Genomic DNA, 19,374 nt, shown 5'->3' on the forward strand with positions numbered 1-19,374 from the left:
AGCTTTACTTCTTTTATTTACTGTGCAATTTTCAAAGGACAAAATTCTTTCAATTCACAGTGCACAATTTACTATTACTGTTTACACCGTACAATTGGAATGGGAATCTAACTGTCAATTGTCAATTCTTTATTGTCAACTGACTATGATCCCTCAAAATTAAACAGAATAAGCAGGAAGTTGCTAATAACTTCACAATCCATCGTCAAAACTTTCCCTGCGGTGCTCATTTACACAAGTAAACTCTGCTCCTCACTCAAGCTTTTCCTTGACTTGTTCGTTATTATCAATTTCTGGTCTATACTCACATTTTAAGTATAAACTCGGTAAATCTTATTTATCTCAAATTCCAGCTTTTAAGGCAGGTTTTTTCCCAGCCTTTCGACTCCTTAGAAAGGAGGTGATCCAGCCGCAGGTTCTCCTACGGCTACCTTGTTACGACTTCACCCCAATCACTAACCCCACCTTCGGCCGCGTCCTCCTTTTGGTTAGACTACGGACTTCGGGTGTTGCCAGCTCTCATGGTGTGACGGGCGGTGTGTACAAGACCCGGGAACGTATTCACCGCGACATGCTGATTCGCGATTACTAGCAACTCCAACTTCATGCAGGCGGGTTTCAGCCTGCAATCCGAACTGGGGGCAGTTTTTGAGATTTGCTCCTCCTCGCGGTATTGCTTCTCTCTGTTCTGCCCATTGTAGCACGTGTGTTGCCCTGGACATAAGGGGCATGATGATTTGACGTCATCCCCACCTTCCTCCACGTTAACCGCGGCAGTCTCGTTAGGGTGCCCACCTTTACGTGATGGCAACTAACGACAGGGGTTGCGCTCGTTGCAGGACTTAACCTAACATCTCACGACACGAGCTGACGACAACCATGCACCACCTGTCTCCCTGCCCCGAAGGGCTTCCTCCATTACGAGTTATTCAGGGGATGTCAAGTCCAGGTAAGGTTCTTCGCGTTGCTTCGAATTAAACCACATGCTCCGCTGCTTGTGCGGGTCCCCGTCAATTCCTTTGAGTTTTAATCTTGCGATCGTACTTCCCAGGCGGAGTACTTATTGTGTTTACTGCGGCACAGGGGGGGTCGATACCCCCTACACCTAGTACTCATCGTTTACGGCGTGGACTACCAGGGTATCTAATCCTGTTTGCTACCCACGCTTTCGTGCCTCAGCGTCAGTTACAGTCCAGAGAATCGCCTTCGCCACTGGTGTTCTTCCTAATCTCTACGCATTTCACCGCTACACTAGGAATTCCATTCTCCTCTCCTGCACTCTAGATATCCAGTTTGAAATGCACTGCCCGGGTTAAGCCCGGGTCTTTCACATCTCACTTAAATATCCGCCTGCACACCCTTTACGCCCAGTAATTCCGGACAACGCTCGCCACCTACGTATTACCGCGGCTGCTGGCACGTAGTTAGCCGTGGCTTCCTCTTCCGGTACCGTCATTATCGTCCCGGATGACAGAGCTTTACGATCCGAAAACCTTCTTCACTCACGCGGCGTTGCTGCATCAGGGTTTCCCCCATTGTGCAATATTCCCCACTGCTGCCTCCCGTAGGAGTCTGGACCGTATCTCAGTTCCAATGTGGCCGTTCACCCTCTCAGGTCGGCTACGCATCGTCGCCTTGGGGGGCTTTTATCCCTCCAACTAGCTAATGCGACGCGGGCCCATCTCAAAGCGGATTTCTCCTTTAAGGTATTTACCATGCGATATTTACCTTTTATGCGGTATTAATCTCCCTTTCGGGAGGCTATCCCCCTCTTTGAGCCAGGTTACCCACGTGTTACTCACCCGTCCGCCGCTAATCCATCCCCGAAGGGACTTCTTCGCTCGACTTGCATGTGTTAGGCACGCCGCCAGCGTTCGTCCTGAGCCAGGATCAAACTCTTAATTTAAAAGTTTCATTGACTCTGTTAAAAAATTAATACTAACTTCATATTTCTGCGTCAAGCCTTTCGCTGCGGTACTCATTTACCCAAAGTAAACTCTGTTCCTCACTCAAGTCTTTCCTTGAACTATTCGTTATTATTAATTTTTTGAAAATCACTATTAGCTTCGCCCAGCGACCTCATATGCCTCATTCCGGTGCTCAATTACATAAGTAAGTTCCGCTCCTCATTCAGCCTTTTCCTCGCTGTACTCGCTACTAGCAATTTTAGTATATCTCTTCCAGTAAAGTACCGGATAAACATACTTTATTACGAAATTACTCTCTCTACTGCTCTCGCAGCTCAAAAGAATTGCTGGTTTATTCTTAATAAATAAGTTTACCTATCTTCTTCATTCTGTTTAATTTTCAAGGATCATATCTAACCTTTACTGCCGCCTGTTTTCCCAGACAGCTTTTATAGTATATCATCTCATTTTCCCCTTGTCAACACTTTTTTAACATTTTTTTATATTAATTAAATCCGTTGAAGTTACTTACTTTCAGGTACTATCGACATGACGAAGGTTATTATATCACAGCCTTACATATTAAAATTTATTTCTGTGGTAAAATTATAAGGTTACCTTATTATATCTTGTATATTCTATTCATTTCTACATCTTTTACATAAAGATACACAAGGATATGTTTATTAAAGTCCTACTACTTCAAGTCTCCATATAATACTTAAAAATTCATTAGCTTATACAGATATATTACAAAAAACACTAAAAGATATAGAAATTTACCTTAAAATAAATTTATATATCTTTGCATATATACTCTGAATACAATAACTGATTTAATTAAGTAATTATTTTAACTTGTGAATGAACAGACCACTTCTAAGCTTTGGCTCAAACCAAGTAGATTTAGGAGGCATTACTTCTCCAGCATCTGCAATATTCATTAAATCTTCCAATGTAGTAGGATACATTGAAAATGCAACACCTGTATTCTTCTCATCTATTCTATGCTCTAATTCCTTAAGCCCTCTTATCCCACCTACAAAATCGATTCTATTATCTGTACGAGGATCCTTTATCCCCAAAATTGGATTTAACAAATTATTTTGAAGAATAGATACATCTAATCTTTCAACAGGATCAAGGGGATCATAAGTTCCTTCTTTAGCAGTGAGTCTATACCACCTGCCATTTAAATACATTCCATAATTATGTTTAGAAGAAGGCTTATATGGCCCTTGGCTCTGACATATATCTATATTAAACTTCTCTAAAATTTTATTCATATACTCTTCATTAGAAAGACCATTCAAATCCTTGACAATTCTATTGTAATCTATAATATTTAAATGTGAGTGTGGAAAAATTACCGATAGAAAAAAATTAAATTCCTCACTTCCTGAATAGTTGGGATTTTCTTCTCTTCTTTTAAGTCCTACTTTTACTGCTGAAGCTGCCCTATGATGACCATCTGCTATATATAAACTATCTACATTTTTAAATAAATCACAAATATTATTTATTGTTTCCTCATCATCCACAACCCATACAGTATTCTTAACTCCATCCTCTGCTGTAAAATCATAAACAGGATCTTTTTGTATCCAGGTATTTATCAGATTATCAATTTTATCGTTATATTTATAAGTTAAAAATATAGGTCCCGTATTTGCATCACAAAAATCTACGTGATTTATTCTATCTTGTTCCTTATCTTTTCTCGTATGCTCATGTTTTTTAATCTTATTATTAATATAATCATCTATAGATGTACATGCTACTATACCAATCTGACTTTTTCCATTCATAATTAACCTATAAATATATAGATTTTCCTTTTCATCTTGTATTAATACCTTACTGTCTATCATACTTTGTAAATTTTCATTAGCTTTTATATAAACTTCCCTATCATATAAGTTTATATTTTCATCTAAATCAATTTCTGATTTATCCACATGTAGAAAAGAATATTTATTACCTTTTGCAATTTCTTTTGCCTCTTTGCTATTCATAACATCATAGGGAAGTTCAGCAACCTTTTGAACTATATCCGCTCTGGGTCTTAGTGCTTTAAATGACTTTAAAGTTATCATTTCTTTCTCCTTTTATAGTATATTAACATACATTAATTAAATTTTTATCAAGATAATATTGTTCTACTATATTCACTATTTCCATGCCTATTCTCTTTTGAGCTTCACAAGTTGATGCTCCTATGTGAGGTGTTGCTGATACTCTATCATTATTTAGAAGCTCCTCACAGGGGCTAGGTTCATTTTCGAATACATCTATTCCAGCCCCCGCAACTTTACCACAATCTAATGCATTTATCAAGGCCTTCTCATCTATTATTCCGCCTCTTGCACAATTTATTATATATACTCCATCTTTCATGATATTAAATTCTTCTTCTCCTATTAAAGCTTTCTGGTCTTTACTAAACGGAATGTGGAATGTTATATAATCTGCTCTTTTCAATAAATCTTTAAATTCACAAAATTCATAATTATTATATCCCTTTGCCATTCCAAGTTTATCTGTATATATTATTTTCATCCCTAATGCATTTGCTCTTTTGGCAACTTCTTTTGCAATCCTTCCAAAACCTACAATTCCCAAGGTTTTACCATATAATTCTACTCCTTTGTATTGGCTTTTATGCCATTCATTATTTCTCATAGTCACATTAGAAATATTTACATATCTTGATATAGCAAACATATGCGCAAGTGTTAACTCTGCCACTGAAGCAGCACTGGCATTTGGAGTATTCTTAACAACTATTCCATTTTGAAGTGCATAATCTACATCGATATTATCTACTCCTACTCCTCCTCTTATTATAAGCTTTAATTTTCCGTCTTTAGCTGCATCTATGAGTGGTTTTCTTATTTTAGTAGCAGATCTCACTATTATAACATCAAACTCTTTTATTTTACCTTTTAATTCTTCTTCATCAAAGTGTTTATCTATGACTTCATACCCGTCTTCCACAAGTTTATTTAAAGCTTCTTTATCCATTCCATCACTAACTAATATCTTTATCATCATTAAAACCTCCCAAAATCTATAATTTTAATATATAATTAATATTTTCTAAAAGTTCCTTTATATCTGAAATATGACAATCAGCCATATGAGCTATTCTAAATGTCTTTTCTTTCAATTTCCCATAACCATTGGAAATTTGAAATCCTCTTTCACCTAGTTCTTTATTCAAATCTGCTACACTTATATCTCTAATATTCTCAATATTAGTAAGGGTATTTGAAAGATACCTTTCATCAGCGAACAATCTAAAATATTCTCTAGCCCAGCTTCTAACATATTCAGCCATCTCTAAATGTCTTTTATATCTATTTTCCAATCCTTCTTCTAGTATTTTATCCAACTGATAATCCATAGCAAACATATGTGAAATAGAAGGTGTTGAAGGATACTGATAATTTTTTTTCTGTATATAATCATAAAGTGAAAGTAAATCCAAATAATACCCTCTAAATTCTACTTTTTTTGCTCTCTCTACTGCTTTCTTTGAAAAGGAACAAGCTGCTATCCCTGGAGGAAGTCCTAAAGCTTTCTGACTGGATGTCAAACATATATCTACACCAAGTTCATCTACTTCTATTTTAGTACCTCCCATAGAACTAACTGTATCTAGACACCATACAACCTCTGGATATTTCTTTACAACTTCAGATATTTCCTCTACAGGATTCATTACACCAGTTGAAGTTTCATTATGAGTTATACAAATTACATCATATTTATTGGAATCTAATACTCCATGAATCTTTTCTACATCTAAGGCCTTTCCCCATTCCACTTCATATAAATCTGCTGGCACATTGTTATTTTTAGCCATTTCATACCATCTTTTTCCAAAAGCACCTATTGAAAAAACTGCTGCTCTCTTTGCTGTACAGGTCCTTACAGCGCCTTCCATCAGTCCACTTCCTGAACTAGTAGATAATAATATCTCTTCATTTGTATTAAATAAAATTCTTAATTTATCACTAATTCTCTTTTGCAATGCTGAAGCTTCTTTAGTTCTATGCCCTATCATGGGTTGAGACATTTTTTTTAGCACATCTTCTTTTACTTCTACAGGTCCTGGAATAAATAATTTTTTATGCATACTTGTACCTCCAAAATTTACGTAATTACTTAAAATGAACACTATAATTAATATACAAAAATCAATATAAGTATAAAATAAAAGAGTCAATCATCCCTTTAGGGACGATTGACTCGCGTTGCCACCCTTATTAATTATACTTTTTATGTATAATTCTCTCAACTTAAATAACGGTTTTCCGTATTATTCATCATAATAATCCTCCGAGGCGGATTCACAAAAGTATGGGTACCAGTTTACACCAACCACTGACTCTCTTTTACCTGAACTTATGTTACTATTCTCTTCATAGGATAATATTTAATTTTAATATAAAAAAGCCAATCAAACCCCATTAGGGACGATTGGCTCGCGTTACCACCCTTATTGATTATATAAAAATATAATCCACTCATTAAAATAACGGACTTTCCGTACTACTCATCGCAGTAAATCTCCAAGATGGATTCACAAAAGTGTGGGCATCAGCTTCCACCAGCCGCTGACTCTCTTTTACCTAAACTTATGTTACTATTCTCTTCATAGAATGATATTTAATTCATTAAGTTTTAAGATTTGTTATTTATTATATGTTGTATTCTTATATATGTCAATACTTATTTTAAAAATAAATTATACTTTTTATTTTTAGACATTTTTTAATTAATACTTATCATCTTTCCAATCTTATTAAATAGATTTTTTGTGCATGTATTGTTAGAAAAGTTTATACAATTACTACAATCATTGGAAATATAACTGGTTTGTAAACCTAGCATATAGCTCTTAGCTCTATATTCTTTACAATTCTCTGCAATAATCATTTTATTTTGCAATGAAAACATTCAATTCACTCCCCAAAATATTATAACCTTAGTATTGTCTAAATTTTAAATTTTATTTATTCAAATTTAATACTTTCATTATATTTTTTTGGGTTTGATCTATTTTTTTATTTTTATATCTTATAGCATTTATAGGGCATATATGTATACACCTAAGACATAGGATACATTTACTATGAAAAATTGCACGTCCTCCTTCAAATGTTATATTTCCCTGTGGACAATTTCTTAAGCACAATCCACACTTATTACACTCTTTTGTGGCATATATGTTCTTAGATAATTTAGGAATCATATTTTTAAACACACAATACGTTATTTTATCTAACTGGAACTTAACAAAAAAAGTATTTTCCTTAATAGTTTTATTTTTTATGAAATTTTCTATTATATTTTTAGTTTTTTTATCAGCTTTAATTAATAAATTTTCTATTTCATTTTTCGTAGGTTTTTTACCTATAGAAAAATAATAGTTATTTGGCATTTTCACACTAATCTGTGCTGAAATAATATATCCCTTTTTCTTTAAACATTTTGCCATAAAACAACATGCAGAAGAAGATTCAGCTGCTTGTGTACAATATATTATAGCTCTTTTACTTTCCTTTAAAGAATCAAGCTTATTTAAAAAATCCCTTACAACTTTAGGCGGAAACTCTACATGAACTGGTGAACCTATAATTATAAAATCACATTTTTTAACTTCTTTATCTTCTATATATTGAATATCTATTAAATCTACATCTATATTATAAGGTTCAAAATTCTCTTTAAATCTATCTGCCACCCATTTAGTATTTCCGGTGCCACTAAAATAATATAAAATGCCTCTCATGCCATAATAACCTTAACTTTTATATTTACTAAACTTACAAAATACAAAAGAAATTATTCCTCTCTAAATATAATATATTTTTATTCTAATCAAATTTTTTATTTGCCTCGGCATATATTTGTCTGTTTCTAACCATAATCTTGCTTAAAATCTCTGCTGATGTAGGCGGAGTAAATGCTATTGCATTAGCTCCTGCTAAAATAGTTTCTTTTATGGTTTCCTCTGTTGGACCACCTGTAGCTATTATAGGAAAACTAGGATATTCATCTCTAATTTTTTTTACTATTTTAGGAGTTTCTTTAGCACCCGATACATTTATTATAGTAACTCCAGCTTCCACTCTTTCTTTTACATTCTCATACTCTGATACTATTGTTACTATTATAGGTATATCTATGGTATCTCTTACCTGCCTTATAACCTGATTTGGAGTAGGGCTATTTAAAACAACTCCCATAGCCCCTTTAAATTCTGCATCTAAAGCTAAGTTTGTAACTCTTCTTCCTGCCACAGCTCTCCCGCCAACCCCACAAAATACAGGTATATCGGCAGATAAAAGAATTGCTTGAGTTATAAGAGGCTGAGGTGTAAATGGATATACTGCAATAACTGCATCCGCATTGCTATTTTTTATAACTGCTACATCTGTAGTAAATAAAAAAGATTTTAACCTTTTACCAAATATTCTTATACCACTTGCTTCTCTAATAACCTCAGGTACTTTAATCATATGTCTTATAGGGATCCCTTTTATTTCGGGTATATATTTAGCCATATTTTCTCCCCCTTTTTGTTCTTCAAACTATTAGCCTATTGCAGTATTAAAAATACCTATTTTATAAATTCTTCAGCATATTCTATTTCTTCTAAAACTTTTCTTATTATTCTTTTTCCAACTTCATTATCTTTCATTTCATTTAGGACATCTTTTACATGAATCCAATGAGCTTCCTCCACTTCAGCAGATTTTTTTATATATCCACTGCCATAGTTGGCCATAAACATAAGCATTAATAATTCTTTCTTATTGTTAATTACATATTCACTTCCTAAATATTTTAAATCTTTTATTTTAATACCAGCTTCCTCATATACTTCTCTATGAACAGTTTGTTCTACATTTTCACCATTTGTAACATATCCCGATAATAAAACCCTGCAATTTTTAAATATATAACTCTGTTTTAATAATAATATATAATTTCCCTTTACAACCGCCACCATTACACAGGGTCTTGGAGTATCAAAATACATTATCTTGTCCTCAGGACAGTACGGCACTCCCCCTTCGTCCCAGCTGTATTTTTCTTCTAATTTTCTTCCACACATAGGACAATATATAAATTTCATAAACACGCTGCTATAAAAGCAGCTACACCCCCTTTGATTTTAATAAAATTTTTATATGTCATATTTTAAACATTAATATATTAATATTATAAACTACATATACAAAATTAAAAAATAAATTTAATATCTATATATGCAACTTATTATAATTGTACCTTTATTTCATCTTTTAAAATTATAAAATTTTCACCTACATCACAATCATAGGCAATTACCTGAACATAATTCTCCTTTGCATGTCTCAAAGCTTCTCCAAATTTTTTATCCATTTCATCATGAGGTCTAAAATATTTAACATCTTTCATTTGAATCAAAAACAACACTGCTGCATCCATTCCAGATTTTTTTACTTCTATTAATTCTAACAAATGCTTTCTTCCTCTTTCTGTGGGTGCATCTGGAAACATAGCCACTCCTTTTTTTTCTAAGGTAACCCCCTTTACCTCAACATAACATTTTAAATTTTCATCTCCCGAAAGTTTAAAATCAAATCTGCTATTTCCAAAAGTCTTTTCTCTCTCTATTTTATTATATTTGGTAAAATAACTTATCTTTCTATTTTCTAATGCCTCTTCTACAACTTTATTTGGAATCTGTGAATCTATATTTATTAATTTATTTTCTTTATATCCAGCTATCAAATCGTATTTAGTCTTCCTATTGACGCCATTTTCTTCTCTTAATAATATTGTAGCTTTTGGAAGAAGTATTTCTCTGCATCTTCCTGTGTTGGGTACATGGACCATTATCTCTGAACCATTCAACTTTACATAAGCTTGAAATCTATTAGGTCTTCTAATAAATTCAGCTTTTACTATATTTTTATGAAATATCAACCTACCAACTCCAGTAAAACTAAATTTATTTAATTTATATATTTAGATCATACCAGATTCTTATATACAACATACAATTTATTTTTGTTATATTTTTATGAATAAGTTTTTATCCGAAGGCTGCCATTGCGACACCCCCATCTTCTTCAAAGTGAAGGATAAGCACTGCTACGCCCCTGGATAATTTCTTTCCCTAAAGGATAATGTATTCTAAGTGCTAAAGACACTAAGAATACTGTTAATAAAGTTCAGATAACGATGTGTATTCCTTACAAACAAACTCCACCTGAACCTCTGAATCACTTGATAATAAAAAAACTTCATCTAGAAAGTAAAAAGATGAAGATTTCATACACTAAAATTTTTAAAAAAACAATTTAAATATTATAAGAAATATTACCCCTGGTATCCCAAGAAAACCTGCAATAAGCGCAGTAACGGCATTAATTCCTATACTAAATCCAAAGTAACTTCCTATTAAATTTACAATTACTAAAAGCACCACGCCAAGCACTGCATTTATAATGAGTTTAAATAATATTTTTATAGGCCATGAAAATACTTTTACAATAACATATAATCCCACTATAGCAATTAAAAAATATCCTATATATTCAACCATACTTATTCCTCCCATATAACCCACTATTAGTATAATTATCTGCTTAATTATAAATTACCACTTAATTTATATTCTAACAGTAAAAAAATATTAATACAAAAGAAATAAGTCTAAATTTTTTATTTTTTAAGATAACTTTCTAGTATTATCTAAGTTCTTAGATATATTTTTATATTTTAATTTAATTTTATTCCTTCTCATTTCATTTAATAGATACATATATTTTGCTTTTGCTGCTTCTTCCATATATATAGCATAATCCACCAGATGAGGATCTTTTACAGTATCAAAATATATTCTACATCGCTCTAATTCTTGCCTGGCCATTTCTATATCCTTTAACAATTTTTTCTGCTTCGGTGTGTACTTTGAACCTTTTCTCAGTAAATACTGAACTACACTATACTTATTCATAGAACATAAAACCTCCTAAAGTTTATACATTATTTTAATAATTAACATAAACTATATATAATATACAAATTTTACTTATATTTCTGTTCTACCTTCCAGTGCCTTCAATAGTGTAACCTCATCTGCATATTCTAAATTTCCTCCTACTGGAATGCCATGAGCTATCCTGGTAACTTTTACTCCAAGGTGTTTTAGTATTTTAGATATATACATAGCTGTAGCTTCTCCCTCTACATTAGGATTAGTAGCTACTATAACTTCATTCACATCACCATTTATTCTTCTTATAAGTTCTCTAAGTTTTATATCTTCAGGTCCTCTTCCTGCCATAGGTGATATATTACCATGTAATACATGATAAACTCCATTATATTCTTTTATTCTCTCCATGGACATTATATCTTTAGGTTCTTCAATTACACAAATTATACTTTTATCTCTATTAGGATTTGAACATATGGCACAAGGGTCAGAATCTGTAAAATTTCCACAAATAGAACAATACTTTATAGTACCTCTTGCCTTAACTAAAGCTTTGGCAAATTCTCTTACCTCATCTGCAGGTAAATTCAATACATGTAATGTAAGTCTCTGGGCTGTTTTACGTCCTATTCCTGGAAGTTTTGCAAACTCTTCTATTAATTTTTCGATAGCAACAGGATAAAAATCCATAACATCACCTCAATTATAAAGCCCCATCTTTTAAGATGGGGTTGTAAATTTAAAACATTCCTGGAATATTAAGTCCACCAGTTAACTTCTTCATTTCAGAAGCAGTTTGATCTTCCGCATTTTTTAATGCCTGGTTACATGCAGTTAATACCAGATCCTCAAGCATTTCTATATCTTCTGGATCAACAACCTCTGGTTTTATCTTTATACTTACTATTTGTTTCTTTCCATTTACTACTACTGTTATGGCTTCTCCACCGGCAGTAGCAGAAAACTCTTTATTTTCAAGCTCTGATTGCATATCCTCCATCTGTTTTTGAAACTTTTGAGCCTGTTTCATTAAATTATTCATATTTCCCCCGCCACCAAAGTTAGGGAATCCTCCTCTTGCCATAGCATATTTCCTCCTCAATTAAGTAATATCCATTTAATTATATCATATTTCTATGAAATCCTGTTTGCGTTTCACATATATTATTCATCAAGTATTTCTACTACATCTTCTCCAAAAGTATCTTTTAAAAGTTGTTCCCTTGAGGGACTATTGTCTTGTGTATCATTCTCTATAGAATATTTAACTGTAACTTTTTCTTTTAGTATTTCTGAAAATATCTGTTCTACTATCTTTATATTTTCTTGTTTTTCCAGTCTCTGTTTATGAAAGGCATAATTCTTATCATACTCTATAGTTATTATTCCCTTTTCACAATTTACTATTTTACCTGTAGTAAGTGCTGCAAATAATACCATGTAATGTCTACTCTTAAATAATTCAAGTATATCTTTCCATCTTTTTTTTACTATATCTAATGTAATTTTTGAATACATATTCTCTTCTATTATAGATTGTGTTCCCTTACTTATCAAATTTTTTTCTCTATTATCATGACGGTTGACTTCCCCAATTATGATATCTTTCTTAATTATATCCCTAGATATTCCTAATTCTTTAGAAGGTATTTTCTCATGAAAAACTTTCATTCCCCCTTGTTTAAAAGCTTCTTCCAATTTATTTAGCCTAGAAAGCATTATCTCTTTGGATGTATCATACTCTATCTTGCACATTTTTATTACTGCGAGTTCTAGATAAATTCTACTCTGTTTAACCCATTTAGATTGCTCCTCGGCATCCTGAAATATATTTATATGTCTCATTATTTCTTCTACACGTATTTTCTGTGCCTGCTCTTTTAAAAGTTCTATATTCTCCTCTGATATATCTAAAACCTCTTCTGGATTATTAGATACCTTTACCATCAATAAATTTCTCAAATGTACTATCATTTCTTTAATAAAATTATATATATCTTTTCCACTTAAAACTATATCATCAATTACCTTCATAGATAGTTCTACATTTTTTTCTATTATGCTGTCCGTAAGATGAAATAAATTTTCATTTGTAACTAACCCCAGCATATCAATAACACTATTATATTCAACTTTTCCATTTCCCATAGATATGGCCTGATCCAATACACTTAGCGCATCTCTCATAGCTCCATCACATATCCTTGATATCAAATTTAAACTTCTATCGTCTGCAAATATTCCCTCTTCATTAACTATAACTCTAAGTCTATTAAATATCTCTGAGCTTTTTATTCTTCTGAAATCAAATTTCTGGCACCTGGAAAGTATGGTTACAGGAAGCTTTTGTGGATCTGTAGTTGCAAGTATGAAAATTACATTTAAAGGGGGTTCCTCTAGAGTTTTTAAGAATGCATTTACAGCTTCTTGAGTAAGCATATGTACTTCGTCCATTATATACACCTTATACTTACCTTCCTGTGGTGGATACTTTACATTTTCTATTACATCTTTTATATCTTCAAGCCTTCTTTTAGATGCTGTATCCATTTCAATTACATCCATTGAAATACCTTGACTTATCTTTTTGCACATTTCGCATTCATTACAGGGTTCTCCTTGTTGAACATTTAAACAATTTACTGCCTTTGCCAGTATTTTTGCCATTGAAGTTTTTCCCGTACCTCTAGTTCCAGAAAATAAATAAGCATGAGCTACTCTATTATTTAGTATTTGATTTTTTAACGTAACAGTTATATGATTCTGACCTACTACATCTGTGAAATTTTTAGGTCTCCACTCTCTATATAGGGTAGTATAAGACATATCATCACCTTCTTATTTATAAATCTAATATTATGTTTAAAAATATATAATTTTATATAATAAAAAAGATACCTCATGGTATCTTTAAATGCAAATTATTAAAGTCGTGCACCTTGCTTCGTCTAATAAAACACAAGCGTTACCCATACAGTTAACTCAAACCAGGTTTATCCACGGCACACAAAAATATTCACTTACCGCTGCTTCCTTCCGGACCTGACGGGGTTCATGAGTTTTTGTTGCGTGGGACCAAGCTCTCAACGCCACTTTTATGGGTCAGACCTCACATTTTAAAGTCTAAGCTAGGAATTCAACCCTGCTATAGCGGATTGCAGGTTACAGGGCACCGCTAACTCCCCATCTAGCACGACAAAGTTAAAATGGCGGAGAGAGGGGGATTCGAACCCCCGGTAGAGTTTCCCCTACACACGCTTTCCAGGCGTGCTCCTTCAACCGCTCGGACATCTCTCCACAAAGTTTACTCATGAAAATAAATTAGGTATTTAATTTAAAACTAAATACTTCAACAGAACAATCAATATTATACTATTAAAATTATATAATTTCAATAGTGTAATTAAGATTTATTTTTATAAATTTAACATCCATATTGTAAAAATAAAAACTGAGATATCTCTTAGGATTTCCCAGTCTTTAATTTACCATTGTTGAAAAGATATTTAATTATTTTAGAACCTTAAATCCCTTTCCCCATTTCTAATACGATTAAGATAATTCACAGCTTTTTCACGCTGATTTTCATTTGGAACATTTTTAATTTCATTATCGATCATTTTCTGACCTATGTCTTTTAATTCATCATCTGCATAATCTTTTAAATATTCCTCAAAAGTTAATAGTGCATTTGGTAGGCAATAATTACCTATATTACCAGACTTGGCTAGGGGCATAAACCTATCTCCTGTTCTGCCTGCACGATAACAGGCCGTACAATAGCTTGGCACATATCCATCCTTTACAAGTCCTTTAATCACATCAATAGGTTTTCTATGATCTGCCAAATTAAACTGCGGCTTTTCTTCAATTCCATGATCATCTATAGTTTTTCTTTTAGCATATCCTCCCACCCCTACACAAGAACCTGCACTCATCTGAGAAATGCCAACCTCTAAAAGCTCCTTACGGAACTCAATACTTTCTCTGGTAGAAAGAATCATTCCCGTATAAGGAACTGCAAGTCGAATAGTTGCAACTACTTTTTTAAAATCTTTATCCTTTACTAAATAAGGAAAATTACTATAATCCACACCTTCTGCTGGTAAAAGTCTAGGAAAGGAAATTGTATGTGGCCCAACTCCATGAACTGCTTCTAGATGTTCAGCATGCATTAAAAGAGCTACTGTTTCATAGTGGTAATCATATAGGCCATATAGAGGGCCAATTCCTACATCATCAATGCCGCCGCCTCCCATTGCCCTATCCATAGCTTCTGTGTGCCATTCATAATTATGCTTTGGTCCAAAATGCATATCAAGGTAGGTAGGTTTGTGGTATGTTTCTTGAAATAAAATATATGTTCCTATTCCTACGTCTTTTAATTTTTTATAATTTTCTTCAGTTGTAGCAGCAATATCTACATTTACTCTCCTAATAGCACCATTTTCGAATTTTTCATTATAAATGGTCTTTATACACTCTAAAATATATTCAATTGGACATTTTTCATCATCCTCACCTGCCTCAAGAAGGAGTCTTTTATGTCCCATAGCTTCCAATGCCTTAACCTCTTCCCTTAGTTCATCCTGTGAAAGCTGATGTCTGCCAATTTTATTTGCACACCTATATCCACAATATTTACAGTTATTCACACAATAACTTGATAGATAAAGTGGTGCAAACAATACAATTCTCCTGCCATAAATTTTTTCCTTGACTTCTTTCGCAATCTTATACATTTTTTCAAGAGTTTCCTTATCATCAATCTCTAGCAAAACAGCTGCTTCTCTATGGGTAAGTCCTTTATACTCTTTTGCTTTAGATAAAATCCTATTAATTTCATTTTTGTCTTTAACAAGTTTTTGGGCCTCATTAATTGATTGTAAAACCTCTCCATCCTCGATGAATTCATTAGAATCCATTGATTTTACATTATACATATTTTTACCCCTTTCTAAAATAATTTTACAAAATATCCCCTTAAATATTTATAATCTCCATTGTCATTCAATTATATTAAAATAAAAACTCCCTTTCCGAAACTCATTCAGAAAGGGAGCAGATTAGCAAAAATAGAAATAAACCATGCCAAATGCACGCCTTTCCGCTGGAAATGCCTCACGGTCAGGTAAATCAACAAGCCTTGTATCCCCAAGTAAATTTAATACAAGCAAATACAATGCATACTAGAAAATAATTAACTTTCTTATGTTAGTTTTAACATACATATTTGGCTTTGTCAAACACGTATTAGATAACTGCAATAAGTAACATATATGTATAACGCATTGTGCTAGATCCTATATTCCAAAATATTGAATTTAAAAAAAGCACAAAAATTTCTTGCTGGTATATCCTTTATCTCCTAGTATTTTTAATGTGTTTATTTGCTTCAACTAATTCAAACACAGCTGCTCTATCATCAACATTTGCAGTGGTTATAATAAAGTTTGTTATAAAGCCCTTCATTGAAACTAAGGCATGAAGCTTTAATCCAAAATAAGTTTCTTTTTGTTCTATTAAATCTTGTTCTATCACCAATATTAGAAAATAAATCACGATAGTTCTTTTTTACAAAGTCAAACAATGCTTTTTCAGAGGCTATTGTGGCAGCTTGGCCTACAATACTAATTGTTATAGTTTCTTTTCCTAATTTAATTATAATCCAGGTGATTAGTTTTTGTTAGGGTTTTTCTTATAATATATTAACTAGCACAATGCGTTATGTATAATTATATTTAATCTTTGTGTATAAAAACAGCATATTATACATCTATTAAATATACACTACTCTGTTTTGTTTGCCACTGGCTTGCCAGCAGTCCCTAATCCTTTCTAAATACCATCCCAGTAAGTGCAAAAGACATATTGAGTAAATATATAGTTATTTATTATATAAAATTCCATATATGTATTAACCTCCTCTTAACATATACGATAAAGTAATGAGGTGTATAGTTATATATTAGTAAAAATATGGATTGATTCCTGAAATTACATTTCAATATATTTATCCTGTATTACCACAATAATTTGTAAATTTATTTTTAAGTATTATTTATAAACTATACACCTTTAAACAAATATGAGAGGAGTTAATTAATATTGAAGCTAAATACCTACCTATATTCTTTATTTAATAAAAACATATATAATGATTTAAAATATCAACAATTGAATTTAATACAGTCTTTAAATAACACAGTTAAGAGAAATTTGAATACTTCAAGTTCAGATAATATATCTATTACTAATGGAAAGCAGCTAATTGAAAACCAACAGCATCTTTTATCCCTTAAGGAAATTCAAGGTAGCGATATAAAACAGTTAACTGCTTCTAATAATATTCTCGAATTGAGTGAAGGCTCATTTTATAAATTAAAAACAAATTCTGGTACACTAGCAATATATACAGTTGATAATAGTGGTAACATTTATATGCCTTATTCACAGCTTGGTCTTGACGATAATTTAACTTTACCATCATCAGATTATGGGGAAATAAGTAAAACATCAAGATTGCTTTCAAGCCTTGCAAAAGATAAAACTGCTTTTCTTGTTCGAACTGGAGGATACAGCGATACAGAAATAAAAGAAATATTAAATAATGTTGGTATTACTCCTGGGTGGTTTGAAATTAAAAGTGGTTCACAATCCAATAAATTTTATCTATTGGATAATGGACTTATATATCCAGAATATCAAGTAGAAGCTGAAAGGCGTGGATTTAATCAATCTAATTGGTTTGAATATGGTTATACAAAAGATTCAGTATTTATAGTTGAGGGAAAAGAATATAAATTAGATGAAAATGGCCATTTGAATATTCCAGAAGGTTTAGGATGTCTTATGGATAATATGAAGATTATAAAATAATATTATGACTTTATTTATATTTTAGCTTGTTGAATAATTCATAATCTGGAATTCATGTGATATTATGTGCATTGCACTAACCGCATTAAAAATTGCTAAATTTACTATATTAAATGGATTATTATTAGAATCTTTAAATACTCCAGGGATACTTTCTTGATGTTATTCCTTACTCTTTTTCATTAAATTCATCTATTAGTGTATGTATGATAGAAGCACCCATTTAATATGATGTTCATAACACTTTTTACCATAGAACCTTGGGTTTTCCAAGTTATATAAACCCTTAAGTACAGAAAATAATTGTTCCATTTTTATTCTATGTCTATATAGACTATTACCTATTGGAGATTCACGAAATAAAGCATTCTTATATCATAAAGTGATGACTTATTTAGTTTTACAATTACTGTTATTCAACAAGCTACGTTATATATAATAAAAATATTTACTCTTCTGTTAGAATTTCAATAACCGTTTCGGTTACTTTTTTCATTTTTTCGTTAGCCAAATGCCCAATTCTATAAATAATTATATTTTCATCAGCCGTAAATATTTTATTAGGTCTTATATTGCTATCTTTCATTAATGCTTCTTTAGTAAAATCGTCATTTCTGAGCTTAATTGAGTATATATCACATATATTTTGACTTGTTATTTGTGAAAGTATTAAATCATGACCTTCTGGGTCAGCTAATACCAATGCCGGACGTCTCTTTGAATTGGATAAATCAGAAAATGGAAAGGGTACAACAACCACATCACCTTTTATAAATTCTCCCATGCTTTATCCTCCTCTGGATCAAGCCAATCCTTTGCTAAACTCTTTTCACTTGCAAGTGTTATGTCATCTATTTCTAGATTTCTGTCTTTATTCTTCTTAAATTCTATATAATCTATATAATCTGCTACTTCCTGTAATAAATAAGGTGGTAATGCTTCAATTTTTTTACTACATCATCTATTTTAATCATCTATATCACCTTCCCCAAATCAAATTTATATTATCATTATATATTATTTTTTACTAAATTCCATAGTTCTTTCAACTTCATTCTTGTACAATTGAATAAAGATATCCATGATTGTATTATTCTTTAAATTTTCAAAATTAATGTTATTTTCACATTTTACATCGTCATCAGTTTTATATAATGAATAATACATAATTTCATCATGTTTATAAATACAGTAAAATTTTTCAATTCTATGCTTTCAATACTCAAAATTGTATCCTCCTTATTATCCATCAATATATACTATTCCTTTATTATATTATATCCTATAATTTACCTGCTTAAAATAAATATATTTTTAAATTTTATATATCTCTGATGCAACGTAGAAAAGTCACATAATGAAGTTTATTCCACCATGTGACCTACTTTTATATCCATCTTAATATGTCAGTATTATATACATATTTAATCAAGAATAGAATCTATGCCCCTCTCTAATATATCTGATTTATCCATGCCCTTACCTTATCTCTGTGTCATTAGGTCAAAATAGATCCACTAACAACTTGTCTGAATTTTCATCAACAGGTCATATTTCATAGACTTCACATTATGCTCATTTTGT

General features: G+C 31.8%; 17 protein-coding genes, 1 tRNA gene, 1 rRNA gene, 1 other RNA gene and 2 other annotated features. Of the genes, 1 reads left to right on the forward strand and 19 read right to left on the reverse strand.

All coding sequences use genetic code 11. From position 1 onward, the window contains the following. Window positions 1–393 precede the first annotated feature (393 nt). From BS101_RS21595 to BS101_RS24690, 17 genes are all read right to left on the reverse strand, one after another. Window positions 394–1,906 (reverse strand): 16S ribosomal RNA (locus BS101_RS21595). An 849-nt stretch (window positions 1,907–2,755) separates the two neighbouring features. Then, window positions 2,756–4,003 carry a DUF1015 domain-containing protein gene (locus BS101_RS21600; protein WP_073540921.1) on the reverse strand — a complete coding sequence of 416 codons (1,248 nt, stop codon included), beginning with the start codon at window positions 4,001–4,003 and terminating at the stop codon, window positions 2,756–2,758. Window positions 4,004–4,025: 22 nt separating this feature from the next. Next, entirely contained in the window at window positions 4,026–4,958 is a 933-nt protein-coding gene (locus tag BS101_RS21605) for a D-2-hydroxyacid dehydrogenase (protein ID WP_073540923.1), read from the reverse strand. Window positions 4,959–4,977: 19 nt separating this feature from the next. Then, on the reverse strand, window positions 4,978–6,048 hold the full coding sequence (locus tag BS101_RS21610; RefSeq protein WP_073540925.1) for a pyridoxal-phosphate-dependent aminotransferase family protein: 1,071 nt from the start codon (window positions 6,046–6,048) through the stop codon (window positions 4,978–4,980). A 97-nt stretch (window positions 6,049–6,145) separates the two neighbouring features. Then, window positions 6,146–6,347, reverse strand: a binding site (T-box leader). A gap of 34 nt (window positions 6,348–6,381) precedes the next feature. Further along, window positions 6,382–6,580 (reverse strand) — a binding site (T-box leader). Window positions 6,581–6,924: 344 nt separating this feature from the next. Beyond that, on the reverse strand, window positions 6,925–7,707 hold the full coding sequence (locus tag BS101_RS21620) for an EFR1 family ferrodoxin (RefSeq protein ID WP_073540929.1): 783 nt from the start codon (window positions 7,705–7,707) through the stop codon (window positions 6,925–6,927). Window positions 7,708–7,792: 85 nt separating this feature from the next. Next, a complete protein-coding gene (locus BS101_RS21625; protein WP_073540931.1) occupies window positions 7,793–8,482 on the reverse strand; it encodes a hydrolase in 690 nt (229 codons plus the stop codon). Window positions 8,483–8,538: 56 nt separating this feature from the next. Continuing rightward, window positions 8,539–9,057, reverse strand: a complete 519-nt coding sequence (locus BS101_RS21630) for an NAD(+) diphosphatase (RefSeq protein WP_073540933.1) — start codon at window positions 9,055–9,057, stop codon at window positions 8,539–8,541. A 143-nt stretch (window positions 9,058–9,200) separates the two neighbouring features. Then, the gene (gene sfsA / locus BS101_RS21635; RefSeq protein ID WP_073540935.1) at window positions 9,201–9,893 is read right to left on the reverse strand and encodes a DNA/RNA nuclease SfsA; all 693 of its coding nucleotides are present in this window, start codon (window positions 9,891–9,893) and stop codon (window positions 9,201–9,203) included. 364 nt (window positions 9,894–10,257) lie between these two features. After that, entirely contained in the window at window positions 10,258–10,515 is a 258-nt protein-coding gene (locus BS101_RS21640; protein ID WP_073540937.1) for a pro-sigmaK processing inhibitor BofA family protein, read from the reverse strand. 126 nt (window positions 10,516–10,641) lie between these two features. Then, window positions 10,642–10,929 (reverse strand): DUF2508 family protein, encoded by a 288-nt coding sequence (locus tag BS101_RS21645; protein ID WP_073540939.1) that lies wholly within the window; start codon window positions 10,927–10,929, stop codon window positions 10,642–10,644. A gap of 75 nt (window positions 10,930–11,004) precedes the next feature. After that, a complete protein-coding gene (gene recR / locus BS101_RS21650; protein ID WP_012104138.1) occupies window positions 11,005–11,601 on the reverse strand; it encodes a recombination mediator RecR in 597 nt (198 codons plus the stop codon). A gap of 49 nt (window positions 11,602–11,650) precedes the next feature. Beyond that, window positions 11,651–11,995, reverse strand: a complete 345-nt coding sequence (locus BS101_RS21655; protein WP_073540941.1) for a YbaB/EbfC family nucleoid-associated protein — start codon at window positions 11,993–11,995, stop codon at window positions 11,651–11,653. 80 nt (window positions 11,996–12,075) lie between these two features. Beyond that, the gene (gene dnaX, locus BS101_RS21660) at window positions 12,076–13,737 is read right to left on the reverse strand and encodes a DNA polymerase III subunit gamma/tau (protein WP_073540943.1); all 1,662 of its coding nucleotides are present in this window, start codon (window positions 13,735–13,737) and stop codon (window positions 12,076–12,078) included. Between the two features lie 104 nt (window positions 13,738–13,841). Beyond that, window positions 13,842–14,107: signal recognition particle sRNA large type (ffs, locus tag BS101_RS21665), an RNA gene on the reverse strand. An 11-nt stretch (window positions 14,108–14,118) separates the two neighbouring features. Continuing rightward, window positions 14,119–14,208, reverse strand: a tRNA-Ser gene (locus BS101_RS21670). Window positions 14,209–14,426: 218 nt separating this feature from the next. Beyond that, window positions 14,427–15,854, reverse strand: a complete 1,428-nt coding sequence (gene hydG, locus BS101_RS21675; protein WP_073540945.1) for a [FeFe] hydrogenase H-cluster radical SAM maturase HydG — start codon at window positions 15,852–15,854, stop codon at window positions 14,427–14,429. Window positions 15,855–16,272: 418 nt separating this feature from the next. Continuing rightward, window positions 16,273–16,452 (reverse strand): transposase, encoded by a 180-nt coding sequence (locus BS101_RS24690; protein ID WP_431732558.1) that lies wholly within the window; start codon window positions 16,450–16,452, stop codon window positions 16,273–16,275. A gap of 567 nt (window positions 16,453–17,019) precedes the next feature. Between BS101_RS24690 and BS101_RS21685 the strand changes: the two genes are divergently transcribed. Further along, the gene (locus BS101_RS21685; protein ID WP_073540949.1) at window positions 17,020–17,790 is read left to right on the forward strand and encodes a hypothetical protein; all 771 of its coding nucleotides are present in this window, start codon (window positions 17,020–17,022) and stop codon (window positions 17,788–17,790) included. Between the two features lie 448 nt (window positions 17,791–18,238). On the opposite strand, the gene BS101_RS21690 is transcribed toward BS101_RS21685, so the two are convergent. Both BS101_RS21690 and BS101_RS23590 read right to left on the reverse strand, forming a co-directional pair. After that, complete coding sequence (locus BS101_RS21690) at window positions 18,239–18,574, reverse strand: type II toxin-antitoxin system PemK/MazF family toxin (RefSeq protein ID WP_073540951.1); 336 nt, start codon at window positions 18,572–18,574, stop codon at window positions 18,239–18,241. A 233-nt stretch (window positions 18,575–18,807) separates the two neighbouring features. Next, a complete protein-coding gene (locus BS101_RS23590; protein WP_198039534.1) occupies window positions 18,808–18,957 on the reverse strand; it encodes a hypothetical protein in 150 nt (49 codons plus the stop codon). Window positions 18,958–19,374: the final 417 nt, after the last annotated feature.

It is taken from the genome of Clostridium kluyveri, assembly GCF_001902295.1.
Lineage (GTDB): Bacteria > Bacillota > Clostridia > Clostridiales > Clostridiaceae > Clostridium_B > Clostridium_B kluyveri_B.